Source organism: Streptomyces pyxinicus, assembly GCF_024753135.1.
In the GTDB taxonomy this organism is placed as follows: domain Bacteria; phylum Actinomycetota; class Actinomycetes; order Streptomycetales; family Streptomycetaceae; genus Streptomyces; species Streptomyces pyxinicus.
The window spans coordinates 34,373-51,042 of record NZ_JANUGP010000031.1; the positions used below are offsets into that span (position 1 = coordinate 34,373).

At 75.3% G+C, this 16,670-nt stretch carries 13 protein-coding genes; 6 read left to right on the plus strand and 7 right to left on the minus strand.

Translation table 11 applies throughout. The features are described 5' to 3' along the window. The first annotated feature begins 177 nt into the window (after positions 1 to 177). Positions 178 to 762 carry a TetR/AcrR family transcriptional regulator gene (locus NX794_RS29930; protein ID WP_258782517.1) on the plus strand — a complete coding sequence of 195 codons (585 nt, stop codon included), beginning with the start codon at positions 178 to 180 and terminating at the stop codon, positions 760 to 762. A 29-nt stretch (positions 763 to 791) separates the two neighbouring features. Here NX794_RS29930 and NX794_RS29935 read toward each other — a convergent pair whose 3' ends face one another. Then, a complete protein-coding gene (locus NX794_RS29935; RefSeq protein WP_258782518.1) occupies positions 792 to 1,349 on the minus strand; it encodes a DoxX family protein in 558 nt (185 codons plus the stop codon). A gap of 115 nt (positions 1,350 to 1,464) precedes the next feature. Continuing rightward, complete coding sequence (locus NX794_RS29940) at positions 1,465 to 4,248, minus strand: SpoIIE family protein phosphatase (RefSeq protein WP_258782519.1); 2,784 nt, start codon at positions 4,246 to 4,248, stop codon at positions 1,465 to 1,467. 125 nt (positions 4,249 to 4,373) lie between these two features. Here NX794_RS29940 and NX794_RS29945 point away from each other — a divergent pair, with 125 nt between their 5' ends. Then, positions 4,374 to 5,375 (plus strand): NAD-dependent epimerase/dehydratase family protein, encoded by a 1,002-nt coding sequence (locus NX794_RS29945; RefSeq protein ID WP_258782521.1) that lies wholly within the window; start codon positions 4,374 to 4,376, stop codon positions 5,373 to 5,375. 475 nt (positions 5,376 to 5,850) lie between these two features. Here NX794_RS29945 and NX794_RS29950 read toward each other — a convergent pair whose 3' ends face one another. Together NX794_RS29950 and NX794_RS29955 are read right to left on the minus strand one after the other, a co-directional pair. Continuing rightward, entirely contained in the window at positions 5,851 to 6,960 is a 1,110-nt protein-coding gene (locus tag NX794_RS29950; RefSeq protein ID WP_258782524.1) for a sensor histidine kinase, read from the minus strand. 1 nt (position 6,961) lies between these two features. After that, complete coding sequence (locus NX794_RS29955) at positions 6,962 to 7,693, minus strand: response regulator transcription factor (RefSeq protein ID WP_258782525.1); 732 nt, start codon at positions 7,691 to 7,693, stop codon at positions 6,962 to 6,964. Between the two features lie 113 nt (positions 7,694 to 7,806). On the opposite strand from NX794_RS29955, the gene NX794_RS29960 reads away from it, so the two are divergent. Genes NX794_RS29960 through NX794_RS35970 form a run of 3 tightly spaced genes read left to right on the plus strand, consistent with a single transcriptional unit; the run spans position 7,807 to position 9,907 of the window. Beyond that, a complete protein-coding gene (locus NX794_RS29960) occupies positions 7,807 to 8,514 on the plus strand; it encodes a glycosyltransferase family 2 protein (RefSeq protein WP_258782526.1) in 708 nt (235 codons plus the stop codon). Continuing rightward, positions 8,511 to 9,128, plus strand: coding sequence for a TIGR04282 family arsenosugar biosynthesis glycosyltransferase (locus NX794_RS29965; RefSeq protein ID WP_258782527.1), 618 nt, complete (start codon positions 8,511 to 8,513; stop codon positions 9,126 to 9,128). Before NX794_RS29960 ends, NX794_RS29965 begins: the two co-directional genes overlap by 4 nt. Beyond that, positions 9,125 to 9,907, plus strand: a complete 783-nt coding sequence (locus NX794_RS35970; protein WP_309506044.1) for a class I SAM-dependent methyltransferase — start codon at positions 9,125 to 9,127, stop codon at positions 9,905 to 9,907. Before NX794_RS29965 ends, NX794_RS35970 begins: the two co-directional genes overlap by 4 nt. Positions 9,908 to 10,235: 328 nt before the next feature. On the opposite strand, the gene NX794_RS29980 is transcribed toward NX794_RS35970, so the two are convergent. Further along, complete coding sequence (locus NX794_RS29980; protein ID WP_258782530.1) at positions 10,236 to 11,492, minus strand: molybdopterin-dependent oxidoreductase; 1,257 nt, start codon at positions 11,490 to 11,492, stop codon at positions 10,236 to 10,238. On the opposite strand from NX794_RS29980, the gene NX794_RS29985 reads away from it, so the two are divergent. Then, positions 11,481 to 12,938, plus strand: coding sequence for a hypothetical protein (locus NX794_RS29985; protein WP_428985986.1), 1,458 nt, complete (start codon positions 11,481 to 11,483; stop codon positions 12,936 to 12,938). The genes NX794_RS29980 and NX794_RS29985 overlap by 12 nt on opposite strands. A 7-nt stretch (positions 12,939 to 12,945) precedes the next feature. Here NX794_RS29985 and NX794_RS29990 read toward each other — a convergent pair whose 3' ends face one another. Both NX794_RS29990 and NX794_RS29995 read right to left on the minus strand, forming a co-directional pair. Then, a complete protein-coding gene (locus tag NX794_RS29990) occupies positions 12,946 to 15,114 on the minus strand; it encodes an FUSC family protein (RefSeq protein ID WP_258782532.1) in 2,169 nt (722 codons plus the stop codon). 64 nt (positions 15,115 to 15,178) lie between these two features. Next, positions 15,179 to 16,630 (minus strand): purine-cytosine permease family protein, encoded by a 1,452-nt coding sequence (locus tag NX794_RS29995; RefSeq protein ID WP_258782534.1) that lies wholly within the window; start codon positions 16,628 to 16,630, stop codon positions 15,179 to 15,181. Positions 16,631 to 16,670 lie beyond the last annotated feature (40 nt).

The window sequence follows — 16,670 nt, forward strand, 5'->3', positions numbered from 1 at the left end:
GGAGGGGGGCGGGCGCTGGTGCGGGGGCCGTCGGGCCGGTGCCGGACTGCCGTGGGGCCGCTTCCGGGGCTATCGTGGAGGCAACCGGACAGCTGTCCGCTATCTGAACCGTAACGGACAGCTGTCCGGTTAGCAAGGCGAGGGTTCGGCCGAGGACCCTTGAGGAGGACGAGAAGCGTGCGGCAGAACAAGGACGTGTCCCTGCGCTCGGACGCGCAGCGCAACCGCGAGCGCATCCTGGAGGTGGCCCTCACCGAGCTGACGCGGTGCGCCGACGCCCCGTTGAGCGGCATCGCCCGCAAGGCCGGGGTCGGACAGGGCACGTTCTACCGCAACTTCCCCAACCGCCAGGCTCTCGTCCTGGAGATCTACCGGCACGAGATGCAGCAGGTCGCCGAGAGCGCGGCCTGCCTGCTCGCGGCACTGGCGCCCGCGGAGGCGCTGCGGGCCTGGATGGACCGGCTCGCCGAGTTCGCCATGACCAAGGCGGGACTGGCCGGCGTGATCCGGCAGGCCACCAGCGTCCCGGGCGCCCCGGCCAAGCCCGCCCACACACCCGTGACCTCGGCGGCCGAGACGCTGCTGCGGGCCAACGAGGAGGCGGGCACCATCCGGCCCGGGCTCACCGCGGACGACTTCATGCTCGCCATAGCGGGCCTGTGGCAGCTCGATCCGCACGACGACTGGCAGCCCCGCGCCGGGCGCCTGCTGGACCTGGTCATGGCCGGACTGCGGGCCGGCGCGCCCGGGCCCGGCCGCTGAGCGCCCGGGTCCCCGGCCGTTGGCGGTCCTCACAGGCTCAGGGTGATCGCGGCGCCGACGCCGCCGAGGCCGAGGGCGGTCGCCGCCTCGGCCCAGCCGCCCCGGCCCCAGGGCAGGAACCGGTCGGCGGCGAGCCGGCCCGGACCGATGGCCGCGACGGCGAGGGCGACGACGGTGATGCAGACGTTGTACTCGATCCCGCCGTCCGCCTCCCAGAACCCGTGGGCCCCGGTGACGGTCGCCATGGCGTTGATCATCACCCCGATCAGCGCGGCGGCGGCGAGGGGCGTGAGCAGCCCGGCGGCGAGCCCGAGGCCGCCGAGGAACTCCGAGAGACCGCCGATGACCGCGTAGACCTTGCCGGGCCGGTAGCCGAGCATGTCGAAGCCCCGGCCGGTGGCCGTCAGTCCCGGGCCGCCGAAGAGACCGAACAGCTTCTGGGCCCCGTGCGCGGCCATGAACAGGCCGAAGGCGAGGCGCAGGAGCAGCAGCCCCCAGTCGGCGGCGGACGAGGCCGGGGTGGCGGGGCCCGCCGGGGAGGTGCCGGGCGGGCGGGACGGGCGGTGCAGGATGCGTCTGACGGGCATGAGAGCGCTCCGGTGGGCGTACCGCGACGGGCAGAGAACCCCCTGGCCGATCCTTCCGCAGCGGCCGGGGTCGTGCATCCGGACGGGGGACGCACCGGATCGGGCGTGACCCGTCTCAGAGGGCGACCTCGTCGAAGAGGGCGAGGACGTCGGGTTCGGCGGTGCCGCCGAGGGCCTGCTCGGCCCAGATCACCTTGCCGCGGGCCGCGTAGCGGGTGCCCCAGCTCTGGGCGAACTGGGAGACGAGGAACAGGCCCCGGCCGCCCTCGTCGGTGCTGGCCGCGCGCCGCAGCCGGGGCGAGGTGTTGCTGCCGTCGGACACCTCGCACACCAGGGTGCGGCCGAGCAGGAGCCGGACGCGGACGGGCGGGGCGCCGTAGCGCACGGCGTTGGTGAGGAGTTCGCTGAGGATCAGTTCGGTGCTGAACGCCTTCTCCTCCAGGCCCCACGCGGCGAGGGTGCGGCCCGCCTCGGAGCGGGTGCGGGACACGGCCGTCACGTCGAACGGCACGTCCCAGGTGGCGACACGGGCGGCGTCGAGCAGCCGGGTCCGGGCGACCAGGAGGGCCGCGTCGTCGCTGGGGTGCTCGGGCAGCGTCATCTCCATCAGGGCGCGGCAGGTCTCCTCCGGGGTGGGTCCCGCCGCGGCGAGGGTGGCCCGCAGCCGGTCCATGCCCGCGTCGATGTCCTCGCCGCGGTTCTCCACCAGGCCGTCGGTGAACAGCACCAGCCGGCTGCCCTCCGGGAGGACCAGCTCGCCCGTCTCGAAGGGGTGCCCGCCGACGCCGAGCGGCGGGGCCAGCGGCAGCTCGGGGAAGGTCACCGTGCCGTCGGGGTCCACCACGGCGGGCGCGAGGTGGCCGGCGCGGGAGAGGGCGCAGTGTCCGTCGACCGGGTCGTACACGGCGTAGAGGCAGGTGGCGCCGGTGAGCGGGGCGAGGTCGTCGTCGGTGTGGGTGGCCTGGCCGTCCAGCCGGGTGACCATGTCGTCCAGGTGCCCGAGGAGTTCGTCGGGGGCGAGGTCGAGGGAGGAGAAGTTGAGCACGGCGGTGCGCAGCCGTCCCATGGTCACGGCGGCCTGGAGTCCGTGGCCCACGATGTCCCCGACGACCAGCGCGACCCGGAACCCGGGCAGCGGGATGACGTCGAACCAGTCGCCGCCCACCCCGGAGCGGGCCGGCAGGTAGCGGGAGGCGATCTCCAGGGCGTCCTGTTCCGGCAGGCCCCGGGGCAGCAGGCTGCGCTGGAGGGTCACGGCCAGCTCGTGCTCGCGGGAGTAGCGGCGCGCGTTGTCGATGGCGACGGCGGCCCGCGCCACCAGTTCCTCGGCCACCGCGACGTCCTCCTCCTCGAAGCGGGACGAGCCGGTGCCGCGCCAGAAGTTGACCATGCCGAGGACCACTCCACGGGCCCGCAGCGGCACCGACACCAGGGAGTGGATGCCGTACTCCAGCGCCTCCCGGGCCCCTTCCGGGTCCTGGGCCCGCCAGTCCCGCGCGGTGTGCAGGTCGGGCACCAGGACGGCCTTGCCACGGCGCAGGGCGGCCACCATCGGGGTGTCGGCGACGACGAACCGGATGAGGTCGCCCACCGGCTGGAGGGGGTGTCCGGACCCCGACTCGCGCAGCGCGGTGCGCCGCATCCGGTACACGGCGCCGGTGGGTTCCTCGCCGCGCAGCACGGAGTCGAGGAGTTCCACGGTGACGATGTCGGCCATCCGGGGGACCGCGACCTCGGCGAGTTCCTCGGCGGTGCGCCGGACGTCGAGGGTGGTGCCGATCCGCGTCCCGGCCTCGTACAGGAACGACAGCCGGCCCCGCGCCACCTCGGCCTGTCCGGTCAGGGCACTCAGCTCGGTGGTGTCGCGGAAGGTGGCGACCATGCCCTGGGCGCCGCCGTCGGCCCCGATGGGCCGGGTGTTCACCGCGAGCAGCCGGTCCCCGACCCGGACCACCTCGTCGGTGGCGGGCTCGGCGGACAGCAGCAGCCGGGTGGCGCGGGGGCCCAGGCCGAATTCGGTGACCCGGCGCCGGCCGGCGTCCTCGGGGAGGTCGAGCAGCCGGCGGGCCTCGTCGTTGGCGAGGAGGACCCGGCCGTCGCCGCCGGTGATGAGGACGCCTTCGCGTACGGCGTGCAGCACGGCGTCGTGGTGCTCGTACATGCGGGTCATCTCGGCGGGGCCGAGGCCATGGGTCTGGCGCAGCAGCCGGCGGCTGACGAGGGCGGTGCCGGCGGTCGCGAGCAGGAGCGCGCCGGCCGCCGCGCCGAGCAGCATGGGCAGCTGCCGGTTCAGGACGTGGGTCAGGTTGTCGTACTGGATGCCGGCGCTGACGACGCCGACCACGCGCCGGCTCGCGTCGGTGACGGGGACGACCGCGCGCACGGCGTCGGTGGGCCGGCCGTGGAAGGTCTCGGTGAACGTCTCGCCGGCGACGGCCCGGCCCACGCCCTGCGCCTTGGTGCCGATCAGGCCCTGGTCGGGGTCGGCCACCCGGTTGCCGTGGGCGTCCAGGACGGTGATGAAGTCGACGCCGGCGGCCTCGCCCGCCCGGGCGGCCGCCGGCTGGAGCACCGCCGTCGGGTCGGCCGAGCGCAGTGCGAGGGCGGTGCCGGGGGCGTGCGCGAAGGACTCGGCGGCGGCCAGGGACCGGTCCCGGGCGCCGTTCTCGGCGTCGTGGCGGCCTTGCAGGACGAGGGCGGCGGCGCCCACCGCGACCAGGATCAGCACGATGAGGGCCTGGAGCAGGAACACCTGGGCCGCGAGGGTGGGGACGCTCAGGGACCGCGCGAGGCGGCGCCCGTGTGACGGCGGGGGCCCCGGCCGACGGCCGCGACCGGTGGACCGCCTGCCGGGTGGCGGCGCCGCTCTCGCCCTTCTCCGGCGGGAACGACCGCTCATGTCCCCTTTCTAACACCGGGTCTCCGGGCACGGCGACCGCTGTCTCCGGCGGACGGTCTTACGGAGTCGTGACGCGTCGGCCGGGCACACCGGGTCGCGGGGTGCCCGGCCCTAGCGTGAGCCGTATGCGTGTACTGGTCACCGGCGGCGCCGGTTTCATCGGGTCCCATGTCGTCGAGGCCCTGCGGGAGCGCGGCCACGAGCCGCTGGTGTTCGACGTCCGGGCGGATCCCGGCGCGGACGTGCGCGATCCGACGGCGGTGGCCGGCGCGCTGGCCGGAGTGGACGCCGTCTGCCACCAGGCGGCCATGGTCGGGCTCGGCGACGGGGTCGCGGACGCGGCGGAGTACGTCGCCCGCAACGACCTGGGTACGGCCGTACTGGTCGCCGCGATGGCCCGGGCGGGGGTACGGCGGCTGGTGCTGGCCGGCTCGATGGTGGTCTACGGGGAGGGCCGCTACACGTGTCCGCGGCACGGTGTCGTACGGCCCGGTCCGCGCACGCCGGCCGACCTCGACGCGGGGTCGTTCGAGCCGCGCTGCCCGCTCTGCGGGGAGGACCTCGCACCCGGCCTGGTCGGCGAGGACGCGCCCACCGACCCTCGCAACGTGTACGCCGCCACCAAGCTGGCCCAGGAGTACCTGGCGGCGGCCTGGGCCCGCAGCACGGGCGGGTCGGCGGTGTCGCTGCGCTACCACAACGTGTACGGGCCCCGGATGCCGCGCGACACCCCTTACGCCGGGGTCGCCTCCTTCTTCCGCTCGGCCCTGGCCCGCGGTGCGGCGCCCCGGGTCTTCGAGGACGGGCGGCAGCGCCGGGACTTCGTGCACGTGAGGGACGTGGCCGCGGCGAACGTGGCGGCACTGGAGGCGGACCCGGCGCCGGGCGCCCTGACCGCCTACAACACCGGCAGCGGTGAGCCGCACACGGTCGGCGAGCTGGCGTGGGCGCTGTCCGCCGCCTGCGCCGGGCCCTCCCCGGTCGTCACCGGCGAGTACCGCCTCGGCGACGTCCGCCACATCACCGCCGACTCCACCCGCCTGCGCACCGACCTGAACTGGCGCCCCCGGGTGAGCTTCGCCCAGGGCATGCGGGAGTTCGCGGGGGCGGGGACGCGGGAGGGGTGACGGGACCGGGCTCGGCGCGTGGGATGGCGGGACGGGGCGGGCCCCGGAACACCGAGGCGCGAACGCCGACCGCTGTTCCGCGCCCCGGTGTGCGGCCCGTGGCCGTCCGCGCCGGGCGGCCGGTGGCGTCCCGGCAGGCTCCGGCGCACGACCGTGCCGCACCGCCGTGACTCGCCACGTGAGCGCCCGGCCCCTTCGAGGGTCCTCACCGCAGAGGCCACCACCCCGCCGCGAACCCTCGGCGGAAGCGCACCCGCCCCGGTCAATGCGCCGCAGGCAGCGTCATCCCGGAAGCGGCAGCCGCCCGGAAACGGGCGCACCACCCCCGCGGAGCCGGAGCCCCGGAACCACCGCCGTGTGCGGTGCGCCGGCACCCGGCCGCCGGGCGCGCGTCTCGGGTGGCGACACGCGGCCGGTCTCGCGGCGGTGGCCCCGGCGGCAGGTCCGCCCGAACGCCCCGCCCGATACAACCCCGTCAAGGCGCCGCGGGCAGCGTCACCTCGAAGCGGCAGCCGCCCGGGATGTTGTGGACGGTGGCCCGGCCGTGGTGGGCCTCCACGATGCCGCGGACGATGGCGAGGCCGAGGCCCGCGCCGGCGGGTGGGGTGCGGGCGTGGGTGCCGCGCCAGCCGGTGTCGAAGACGCGGGGCAGGTCCTCCTCGGGGATGCCGCCGCAGGCGTCGGTGACGGTGAGCAGGACGCCCTCGTCGGTGCGCTCGGCGGCGACCGCCACCGTGCCGTCGGGCGGGGTGCGGCGGATGGCGTTCACCAGCAGGTTGCCGAGCACCCGGCTCATCTCCCGGCCGTCCACCTCCACCGGCAGCGGCTCCACGCGGTCGCCGACCAGCCGTACCCCGTGCTCGCGGGCGAGCGGGTCGGCTCCGGCGAGGGCGTCGCCGACGAGGTCGTACAGGCAGACGCGGGACGGGGAGAGCGGGAGGGTGCCCGCGTGGATGCGGGAGAGCTGGAACAGGTCGCCGACCATGCCGTCGAGCCGTTCGACCTCGGTGCGGATCTGCCGCAGGTAGCGGTCGGGGTCGGCGGCGACACCGTCCTCCAGCGCCTCCGCCATGGCCCGCAGCCCGGCCAGCGGGGTGCGCAGGTCGTGCGAGATCCAGGCGACCAGCTCGCGCCGGGAGGTCTCCAACGCCCGCTCCCGCTCCCGGGACTCGGCGAGCCGGGTGCTGGTGGCGGCCAACTGGCGGCTCAGCTCCTCCAGTTCGGCCGTGGCCGGCACACCCGGGGCGGCGAACTCGCCACCGTCGCCGAAGTGCCGTGCCGCGTCGGCGAGTTCGCGGCTGCGGGCGACCACCCAGCGGCCCAGCAGCAGCGCGGTGGCCAGTGAGACGACGGTCGCCATGGCGACGACGGTGGTGACCACGCTCAGGTCGTGCGGGGACAGGAACATCGCCCAGGCGACGGCGAGGGTGCCGGCCAGCATCGCGACCACGCCGACCGCCGCGACCACGGTGAGCGAGGCGGTCAGCGACCGGCGCCGGATCAGCCGCAGCACGCCCGCCCCGGCCAGGCCCGTGGCGGCGGCGCCGGCGAAGGCGTACAGGGCGATGAGGAGGGTGTCGCGCATGTCAGCGCACCGCCGCACCGGACTCGAAGCGGTAGCCGACGCCCCACACCGTCTGGATGAGACGGGGGCGGGCCGGGTCGTCCTCGACCTTGCCGCGCAGCCGCCGCACATGGACGGTGACGGTCGACAGGTCGCCGAAGTCCCACTCCCACACCTCGCGCATCAGGTCCTCTCGGCTGTAGGCCCGGCCGGGGTTGCGCAGGAAGAAGGCGAGCAGGTCGAACTCCCGCAGGGTCAGCGCGAGTTCGGTGCCGTTCTTGGTGGCCCTGCGGGCCCCCGGGTCGACGGCGAGTCCGGCCGCGGCGAGCCGGGCGGCCTGGAGGACGGGGCGGCTGCGGCGCAGTACCGACTCCACGCGCAGGACGAGTTCGCGGGGGCTGAACGGCTTGGTGACGTAGTCGTCCGCGCCGACCTCCAGGCCGAGGATGCGGTCGTCCTCGTCCCCGCGCGCGGTGAGCATGATGACCGGCACCGGGCCGCCGTCCCGCATCCGCCGGCACACCTCAAGGCCGTCCATGCCGGGCAGCATCAGGTCGAGGACCACGAGGTCGGGCCGGTGCGCGGCGGCGCGGGCGAGGGCGGCCGGGCCGTCGGCGGCGCGGTCGACCAGGTAGCCGGCGCGGTGCAGGTATCCGGTGACGACCTCGGCGACGGTCGGATCGTCGTCCACGACCAGGACCCGGGTCGCCGGCTCGCCGGTCGCGGCCTCGGGGGACTCGTACGGCTGTTGCATGTCCTCAGCCTCGCACCGCGCGCCTCCGGGTGGCGGACCGGCGGGTGGGGCGTCCGCGTTTCGTAAGGACCTCTCGCCCGGTATGCCCCGATTCCGGTTCGTAGGGTGAGAGCGTGACGACCCCTTCATCGGAGATCGACGTGGTGCTCCCCTGCCTGGACGAGGTCCGGGCTCTGCCCTGGGTCCTGGGCCGGATCCCGCCCGGCTGGCGCGCCCTCGTCGTCGACAACGGTTCCACCGACGGCTCGGCCGAGGTCGCCCGCGCGCTCGGCGCGACGGTGGTGCGCGAGCCGCGCCGCGGCTTCGGCGCCGCCTGCCACGCGGGCCTGACCGCCGCCACCGCCGAGATCGTGTGCTTCTGCGACTGCGACGGCTCGCTCGACCCCGCCCTGCTCGTGCCGTTCGTGCGCGAGGTGCGGCAGGGCGGCGCCGACCTGGTCCTCGGCCGCCGGCGCCCCCGGGAGCGGGGCGCCTGGCCGACGCACGCCCGCGCGGGCAACCTGGTGCTCGCGCGGATGCTGCGCCGCCGTACCGGACTGCGGCTGCACGACCTCGGTCCGCTGCGGGCCGCCCGCCGCGAGGCGCTGCTGGCGCTGGACCTGACCGACCGGCGCAGCGGCTACCCGTTGCAGATGGTGGTGCGCGCCGCCGACGCCGGCTGGCGGGTCTCCGAGCACGACGTGCCGTACCTGCCGCGCACCGGCGCCTCGAAGGTGACCGGCACCTGGCGGGGTACGTGGCAGGCGGTGCGGGACATGAGCCGGGTGCTCGCCGAGCCCCCGGCCGCCCCGGCGCCGGCAGAACGGAGGGCCGCCCGGTGACCACGCTGCTCGTCATCGCCAAGGAGCCGCTGCCCGGCCGGGTCAAGACCCGGCTGACCCCGCCCTTCAGCCCCCGGGAGGCGGCACGGCTGGCCCGCGCGGCGCTCGCGGACACCCTCGACGCCGTGACGGCGGCGCCCGCCACCCGGCGGATCCTGGTCCTGGACGGGACACCGGGACCGTGGGTGCCGCCGGGCTTCGAGGTGCTGCCGCAGTGCGCGGGCGGCCTGGACGCACGCCTCGCGGACGCCTTCGCGCACTGCTCCGGCCCGGCCCTGCTGGTCGGCATGGACACCCCGCAGGTGACACCGGAGCTGCTCACCGTCGACTTCGCCGACTGCGACGCCTGGTTCGGCCCGGCGGAGGACGGCGGCTTCTGGGCGCTGGGCCTCGCCGCACCCGATCCGGCCCTGCTGCGGGGTGTGCCCATGTCGACGCCGGGGACCGGTGCCGCGCAGCGGGCCCGGCTCATGGGCGCCGGGCTGCGGGTCCGTGACCTGCCCCGGCTGCGGGACGTGGACCTCGCGGCCGACGCCCGAGCGGTCGCCGCGCTCGCCCCGCACAGCCGGTTCGCCGCGTGTCTGGCCCACTGCGCACAGGCAGCCGCCCGATGAGCAGCCCGGCCGCCGCGCGCCCGGCGTGGGCCGCCGCCGACCCCTACGCCGGCGCGCTGCGCACCGGCCGGGGCCCGCTGTTCCTGCGCCGCACGGACGGCTGGCTGCTGCCGCTGGAGGTGGAGCGCTGGTGCGCCGGCGCCGACCCGGTCGACCGGGAGGTGCTGGACCGCTGCGAGGGTACCGTCCTGGACGTCGGCTGCGGGCCGGGCCGGCTGGTGGCGGAGCTGGCCGCCCGGGGCCGTACCGTGCTCGGCGTCGACGTCAGCGACACGGCCGTCCGGCACACCGCCCGGCGCCTGGGGCCGGGGCCACTGACGGGCGGGGCGCTGTGCCGTTCGGTGTTCGAGCCGCTGCCTCGCGAGGGCCGCTGGGACACCGTGCTGCTGCTGGACGGCAACGTCGGCATCGGCGGGGACCCGGCCGCGCTGCTGGGACGGGTCGCGGGGCTGCTGCGGCCGGGCGGTCTGCTCGTCGCCGAGACCGTGCCGGGCGAGGTCGACGAACGCGCCCACGTCGAGGTGGTGGACGTCCTCGGTGCCTTGGGGGGCGGCGGGACGCCGTTCCTCTGGGCGCGTCTCGGCACCCCGGCCCTGCTGCGGTACGCGCGCGGGGCCGGGTTCCGGGCCGTCGGTCAGTGGGAGCGGGGCGGCCGGTGCTTCGCCGCCCTGCGGGCGCGCAGCGCGAGCAGCAGCGCCGAGCCGCCGAAGAGCACGGCGGTGATCAGCAGCCAGCGGAGCGCGAAGCCGTCCGGGGACAGCCCGGTCGCCGACCGGTAGCGCTCGGCCGTCGCCCCGCTGATCAGCGGGAACCACACCAGGAGCAGCAGGCCCGACAGCGCGGCCGGCACCCGGACATAGGGTGTCAGGCGGCGCCGTCCGGCCGCCCCGAGCCCCCGGACGACGGCCCGGTCCGCCAGCGCGTACAGCGGCAGCAGCATTAGGTCGTGCAGCAGCGCGGCGCCCACGATCCACGCGGTGACACTGAGCCAGCCGTCGGCGAACAGGCGGGCGCCCGCGTAGGCGGCTAGGGCGAACGAGCAGCCGAGCAGCAGCAGTTGGAGCGGACTGCCGAGCGGCAGCGGGCGCGGTGCGAGGCGGCGGGGCATCACAGGTCTCCGAAGGTCAGGCGCGCCACCCACTTGGTGTTCAGCACGCCGGGGGCGGCGGGCACGATGATCCGCGCCGGATAGCCGTGGTCGGGGGACAGTTCCTCGCCGTTGACCTGGAGCGCGAGCAGGGAGAGCGGGTCGGCCACCTGGTTGGCGCGCAGGGCGGCGCGGCGGAAGGCCCCGTGCCGTTGCAGGGACTCCACCAGCACGTCGGGCGGGTCGGTGTCGTGGCCGACGAGGGCCGCGAGGTTGCGCAGTGGTACCCCGCGCCACCACTGGTCGGCGGTCGACCAGCCCTCCACGCAGGCGATGGGCAGCGAGGAGCTGTGCAGGTCCATGGCGAGGAGCCGGTCGCGGGTGAGCCGGACGGTGCCGGTGCGGCCGGTGACGACGAGCCGCCAGGCGTCGTCGTGCGTGTCGGCGGCGGTGATCCCGGCGTAGGCGGCGGTCTTGTTGATCTGGAAGCCGTTCGGGCCGCCGCCCGGGTCGGCGGTGCCGTGCGGGGCGAGCAGGGCGGTGCGGCGGAAGGGGCCGCCGAGGCTCTGCCCGACGGTGGTGAGGAACAGCAGCAGCGAGCCGCCGCCGACCAGGCCGAGGGCGCCGCGCCGGGACATGGTCGGCGGGTCGGGGCGCGGCGCGACGAGACCGGCGGCGGCGGAGTCGGCCGGTTTTCCGGACGGGTCGCTCCGGTGCCGTACGGCGCGCACCGCCGCGGGCGTCTTCAGCAGGGCGTGCGCCACGAACGCGGCGAAGAACACCCATGCCCCGTAGAAGTGCAGCGGGTAGAAGGAGCCGGGGAACACATAGTCGAGCTGGACGTTGAGGATCCCGGTGGTGAACTCGAACAGTCCGCCCCCGACGAGCAGCAGCAGGGAGATCCGCTCCAGGGCGTGGGCGGCGGAGCGGGCCGGGGGCAGGGCGAACAGCTTCGGCACCACCGACCACAGCTTGGCCAGCAGGACGGGGACCAGGGTGATGCCGAGCGTGACATGGGTGCCCTGGGTGAGGCGGTAGAGCCACACCGGGCCGGTCGGCCAGGCGAACAGGTAGAAGCCGAGGACGCCCTTGCCGGGGGTCTTGTCGTTCACCGGGGCGAGTCCCGGGTTGTACGCGGCGTAGGACAACAGTCCGGTCACGAACAGCACGGTGATGCCGACGAGCAGGACGAGGCCGAGCACCGAGGTGAGCCACGGCCCGCGCAGGGGGCTGCGCCAGAAGCCGGGCGAGGTGGGCGGTCGGGGATGGTCACGCATGTTCCGACCGTAGGCGCGGGCGGCCCCGGAAACGGGGACGCCGCTGATGACGAAACGCTGACGTCCGGCGGGGAAGCGGGCCGGTCGGAGCGGCCCCGTCCTAGCGTGTGCGCCGTGACCCGTTCCCTCCGCCACGACCTGTACGCCGTCGGCGCCGCCGCCCTGCTCGTGACGGCGGCCGTCCTGGTCGGCCGCCATCTCCAGGACACCCGCCACACCCTCTTCGTGCACTGGCCTCCGGTGCTCGCCGAGTGGGACCCGCACCTCGGCCCCGGCACCCCGGTGGCGCTCGCGGTGGCGGCGGCCGTGGTGGCGTACGGGCCCGCGCTCGCCGCCCGGCTGCCGTGGCCGGCGCTGCCGGCGGCCGTCTGGGCGGCCGGCACGGCCTGGATCGCCTCGCTCGCGCTGGTCGACGGCTGGCAGCGGGGCATCGCCGGCCGGCTGACCACCCGCAACGAGTACCTGCGGGTCATCGGCCGGTTCGACGACATCCCGGCGACGCTGCGGGACTTCACCGGGCACATCGTCAGCGGCACGCCCGATCCCTGGCCGGCCCATGTCGCCGGGCATCCGCCGGCGGCCACGCTGACCTTCGTGCTGCTCGACCGGGCGGGGCTGCACGGCGGCGGCTGGGCCGGGATGTGGTGCGTCGTCGTCGGTGCCACGGGAGCGGCGGCCGTCCTGGTCGCGGTGCGGGAACTGGCCGGTGAGGCACTCGCGCGCCGCGCCGCGCCCTTCCTGGTCCTTGCCCCGGCCGCGGTGTGGCAGGGCACCTCAGCCGACGGCTACTTCGCGGCCGTCGCCGCCTGGGCGGTCGCGCTGCTCGCCCTCGCGCTCACCCGCCGCTCCCCCGCCTGGGCCGCCGGATCCGGGCTGCTGTCCGGCCTGACCTGCTACCTCTCCTACGGCCTCACGCTCTTCGCGCTGCTCGGCGCGGCGGTACTCCTGCTCGGCCGGCGGGACCTGCGCGAACGCCCCACGGTGCTGCTCGCGTTCGCCGCCGGACTGGCCGTGCTCCCGCTGGTGTTCACCCTGCTCGGCTTCGACTGGTTCGAGGCGTACCACCTGTTGATCACCCGCTACTACCAAGGCGTGGGCGGCAAACGCCCCTACGGCTACTGGGTGTGGGCCAACCTCGCCTGCACGGTGCTCATCACGGGCGCGGCGACCGCGGCGGGTCTGCGCCGCACGGGTGCCGTACTGCTGCGCGCCCGCACGGGCCCAACGGCACCTGTCCGCCTGGCCGTTCTGGTCGGTGTCGCCCTGCTGGCGCTGCTGGTCGCCGACGCGTCCGGCATGAGCAAGGCGGAGACGGAGCGCATCTGGCTGCCGTTCGCCCTGTGGCTGCTGCCGGCCGGTGCCTTCCTCACCCGCCCCCGAGCCTGGCTCGCCGGACAGGCGGTGCTCGCGCTGCTCCTCAACCACTTGCTGTTGACCGGCTGGTGACGGCCCGTCAGCGACGGGCCGGGGCGGGTTCCGGGGCGGGTTCGTCCGCCGGTCCCTCGCGGGGGATGCGGGTGAGGTCGATCAGCAGCGAGTCGAGCCAGGACGTGGTGGCGTAGTACAGGCGCGGCGCGTCCGCGGGGTCGGCGGTGGCGCACGCCATCGCCGGGTCGACGCGTGGCGGAGGCGCGGTCGGGGTGTCGTCGCCCGGGTCCAGGGCCGCCGAGACCAGCAGCATCCGTCCGGCCACCCGCTCCCCCAGCGCGCCCGCCTGCTCGGCCGCCACCGGGCCGAGCCGGGGCTGGGGCGGTTCCAGCAGCCGCCCGGAACCCCACAGGGTGTGGTGCCCGGCGATGAGGACCGCCTGCCAGTCCACGCCCCGCAGCGTCCTCGCGCGCGGGGCGCCGAAGCGCACCGGTTCGCTCTGGTACTGGGCGTACGCCGACTCGGCGAGCACCACCGCGCGCCCCAGCGAGCGGCGGCCGGGCACCCCGGTCGGGGTCGCGACGGCACCGCCGGCGGCGACCGAGGCGCTGGTGGCGACCACGATCTCGGCCGCCCGGCGCAGCAGTTCCGCGGCGGCGTGCCGCAGTTCGTCATGGGCGCCGCGCGGCCAGGCCAGCAGGCCGAAGACGGCGCCGATGACGCTGCCGATCAGCACGTCCAGCAGCCGTTCCCCGGCCAGCCGCCAGGTCGGCTCCGAGAGCTGGGCGAAGACCAGGGCCACCAGCACGGTGAACAGGCCCTGGGCCCAGCCGACGCCCTTGACCGGTCCGACCGTGAAGGCGAACAGCATCCACACCGGCAGCACGGCCGCGTACACGGTGGTGTCGGAGCCCGCCAGGGTGAGGATGCCGGCGGTCAGCAGGGCCCCGGCCAGGGTGCCGGCGAGGGCGCCACGGATGGTGCTCCAGGTCTCGTCCACGGTGGTGCGGGTCAGGGTGAGCGTGGCGAGCATGGCCCAGAAGCCGTGCGGCAGCGTGTCGATCCCGGCGATGAGGCGGGCGGCCGTCAGCGCCAGGGCGATGCGCACCGCGTTCTGGAAGAACACCGAGTGCCGGCCGGCGTGCCCGCGCACCCGGTGCCACCACAGGACCGGTGCCCGCGCCGAGGCGTACCAGAACCGGCCCGGCGGCAGTTCGACGCCGTGGTGTCGGCCGCGTACGGCGAGGTCGGCGGCGGCGCCCATGGCCAGCGCGGCGTCGGCGATCTCCAGGACGGCCGCGTGCCGGCGCAGCACCTCGGGCGTGAAGCCCGGGGCGAGGGCGGGCACCGGGGCCGCCGAGCAGAGCGAGAGCCGGGCGCGGGCCGTCACCAGTTCCTCGTACGCCGGGACCGGGGAGGTGCCCGTGTGCAGGCAGGACGCGGTGGCGGTGGCCAGGTCCGCCGTCGCCCGCAGGGTGACGGTCACCTCGGGTCCCGGGTCCTGTCCGGGCGCGAGGCGCAGTTGGGCGAGCCGGGTGAGCAGGGTGCGGGTGGCGAGGCCGGTGTGCGCGAGGGCCCGGTCGCGCACACCGGGTCCGGCGGGCCGTTCCGCCTCGGGCACGGTCAGGGAGCGCAGCGCGTGGCCGTCCTCCCGGGCCTCCTCGACGTCCGTCCGGGGCACGGTGTGCGGGGGTGTGGCGAGGAGTCCGGCGCAGTGGGCGGCCTGTGCCGCGGCCCGGGCGGCCCGGTCGCAGTAGGGGGACGGTCCCGGCTCGGGGAAGAGCAGGGCGGAGGCGAGGACGTAGAGCAGCAGTCCGGTGGTGGTGCCGACCAGCCGGGCGGCGAGCGAGCCGGGGTCGTAGGGCGGGAAGGACGGCAGGATGTACAGCAGTTGCAGGCCGGGCGCCGCGCCCGCCGCGCGCGGGCCGCCCACGGCGGCGAAGGCCAGCGCGAACCCGACGACCAGCATGCCGAGCACCGCGCTCCAGGTGCGCACCGAGAGGTAGGTGCCGATGACCACCAGCACCCAGCAGACGGGCACCAGGCGCAGCACCAGTAGGGCGCGCTGCCGTCCGGTGCCGGGAATCCTCGACAGGCCGCCGACGGCCACGGCGGAGAACAGGGCGTAGGTCGCGGCGACGGGACTGCCGAGGCCGTAGCGGAAGAGGTAGAAACCGGCCGCGGCGACCAGCGTCACGGGTACCGCCCGGCGGCCCGCGGCGGCGTAGGCCTCCGGTATCCGTCCGGCTGGCACACCCCACACCCCTACAGAATCGCCCACCTCGGCGCACCCGGCACCTTCCCGCCCGGGCGCCGGCTCAGGGCTCGTGGTGCTCGTGCGCGGCCCGCTCCAGGTCCCGTGCCTCGGCCTCGGCGAGGCGGGTCTCGGCGGCCACGTCGAGGGAGCGGGTGAGCCACCAGTACAGCAGCGCGGACACCGGCAGCCCGACGAAGAGGGAGATGTCGGCGCCGCCGAGCGCCTCGGCGGCGGGGCCGACGTACAGGGTGCCGACGGAGAAGAACGGGATCATGACGGCGAAGCCGACCAGGTAGGCGGTGATGCCGTGCCATCCCCAGCGGCCGTAGACGCCGTGCGGCTTGAAGATCTCGGCGATGGCGTAGTGCCCGCGGCGCACCACGTAGTAGTCCATGAGGTTCACCGCGGTCCACGGGATGAACAGGTACAGCACCAGCAGCAGGAAGTCGTTGAAGTTCGCGAGGAAGTTCGTGGTCGCGGACAGGGCACCGATGAGGGAGAGCGCGGCGGTCAGGCCGATGGTGAGCAGACGGACGCGCAGGGTGGGCCGGACCCGTCTGAAGGAGTCGATCGCGCTGATGAGGGTGAGCGAGCCGCCGTACATGTTCAGGGCGGTGACGGACACCAGGCCGAGGGCGGCGAAGAGCAGCACGATCGCGCCGAACCCGCTGAACACCTTGTCCCCGGCCGCGTTGATGGAGGGGATGGTGTCGAAGCCCTTCCCCGCCCAGGCGGCGAGCAGGGTGCCCAGCACCATGAGCCAGATGCCGCCGAGCGCGGAGCCGAAGTACGTCCAGTAGAACGTCTTGCGGACGGTGACGTCGGGCGGCAGGTAGCGCGAGTAGTCGGAGACGTAGATGGCCCAGCTGATCTGGTAGCCGGCGACGACGCCGAACTGGGCCAGGAACGGCGTCCACCGGAAGGCGCCGAGGTCGAAGGAGCCGGCCGGGTAGTGCAGGGTGACCAGCACGCCGACGGTGAAGGCACCGAAGACGACCAGGAAGGTGTAGGTCAGGAACCGCTCCGCCTTGTGGATGACGTCGTAGCCGACCAGGGCGACGACCAGCGCTACGGCGGTGACCACGACCACCCACAGCTTCACGCTGCCGTGCAGGGTGGCGTGCAGGGACTCGGCCGCGAGGACGCTGTTGAAGACGTTGAACCCCGCGTACTGCACATACGCGAACAGCCACACCAGCAGGGCGCCGACATAGCCGAACTGCGGCCGGGACTGGATCATCTGCGGCAGCCCGAGCTGGGGTCCCTGGGCGGAGTGGAAGGCCATGAAGAAGGTGCCGATGACGGTGCCGGCCACGATGGCCAGCAGCGACCAGACGAGGTTGCCGCCCGAGGTGATGCTGATCAGTCCCACGGCGAGGGTGGCGATCTGGGCGTTCGACATGAACCACAGGGGGCCCAGGTGCCAGAGCTTGCCGTGCCGCTCGTCCAGCGGCACGTAGTCGATGGACCGCACCTCCAGGCCGGAGACCCTGGGCTCCGCCGAACCGCTCATGCCGCCTCCCGGACCCGCCACGCGCTACGCGCCACGTACC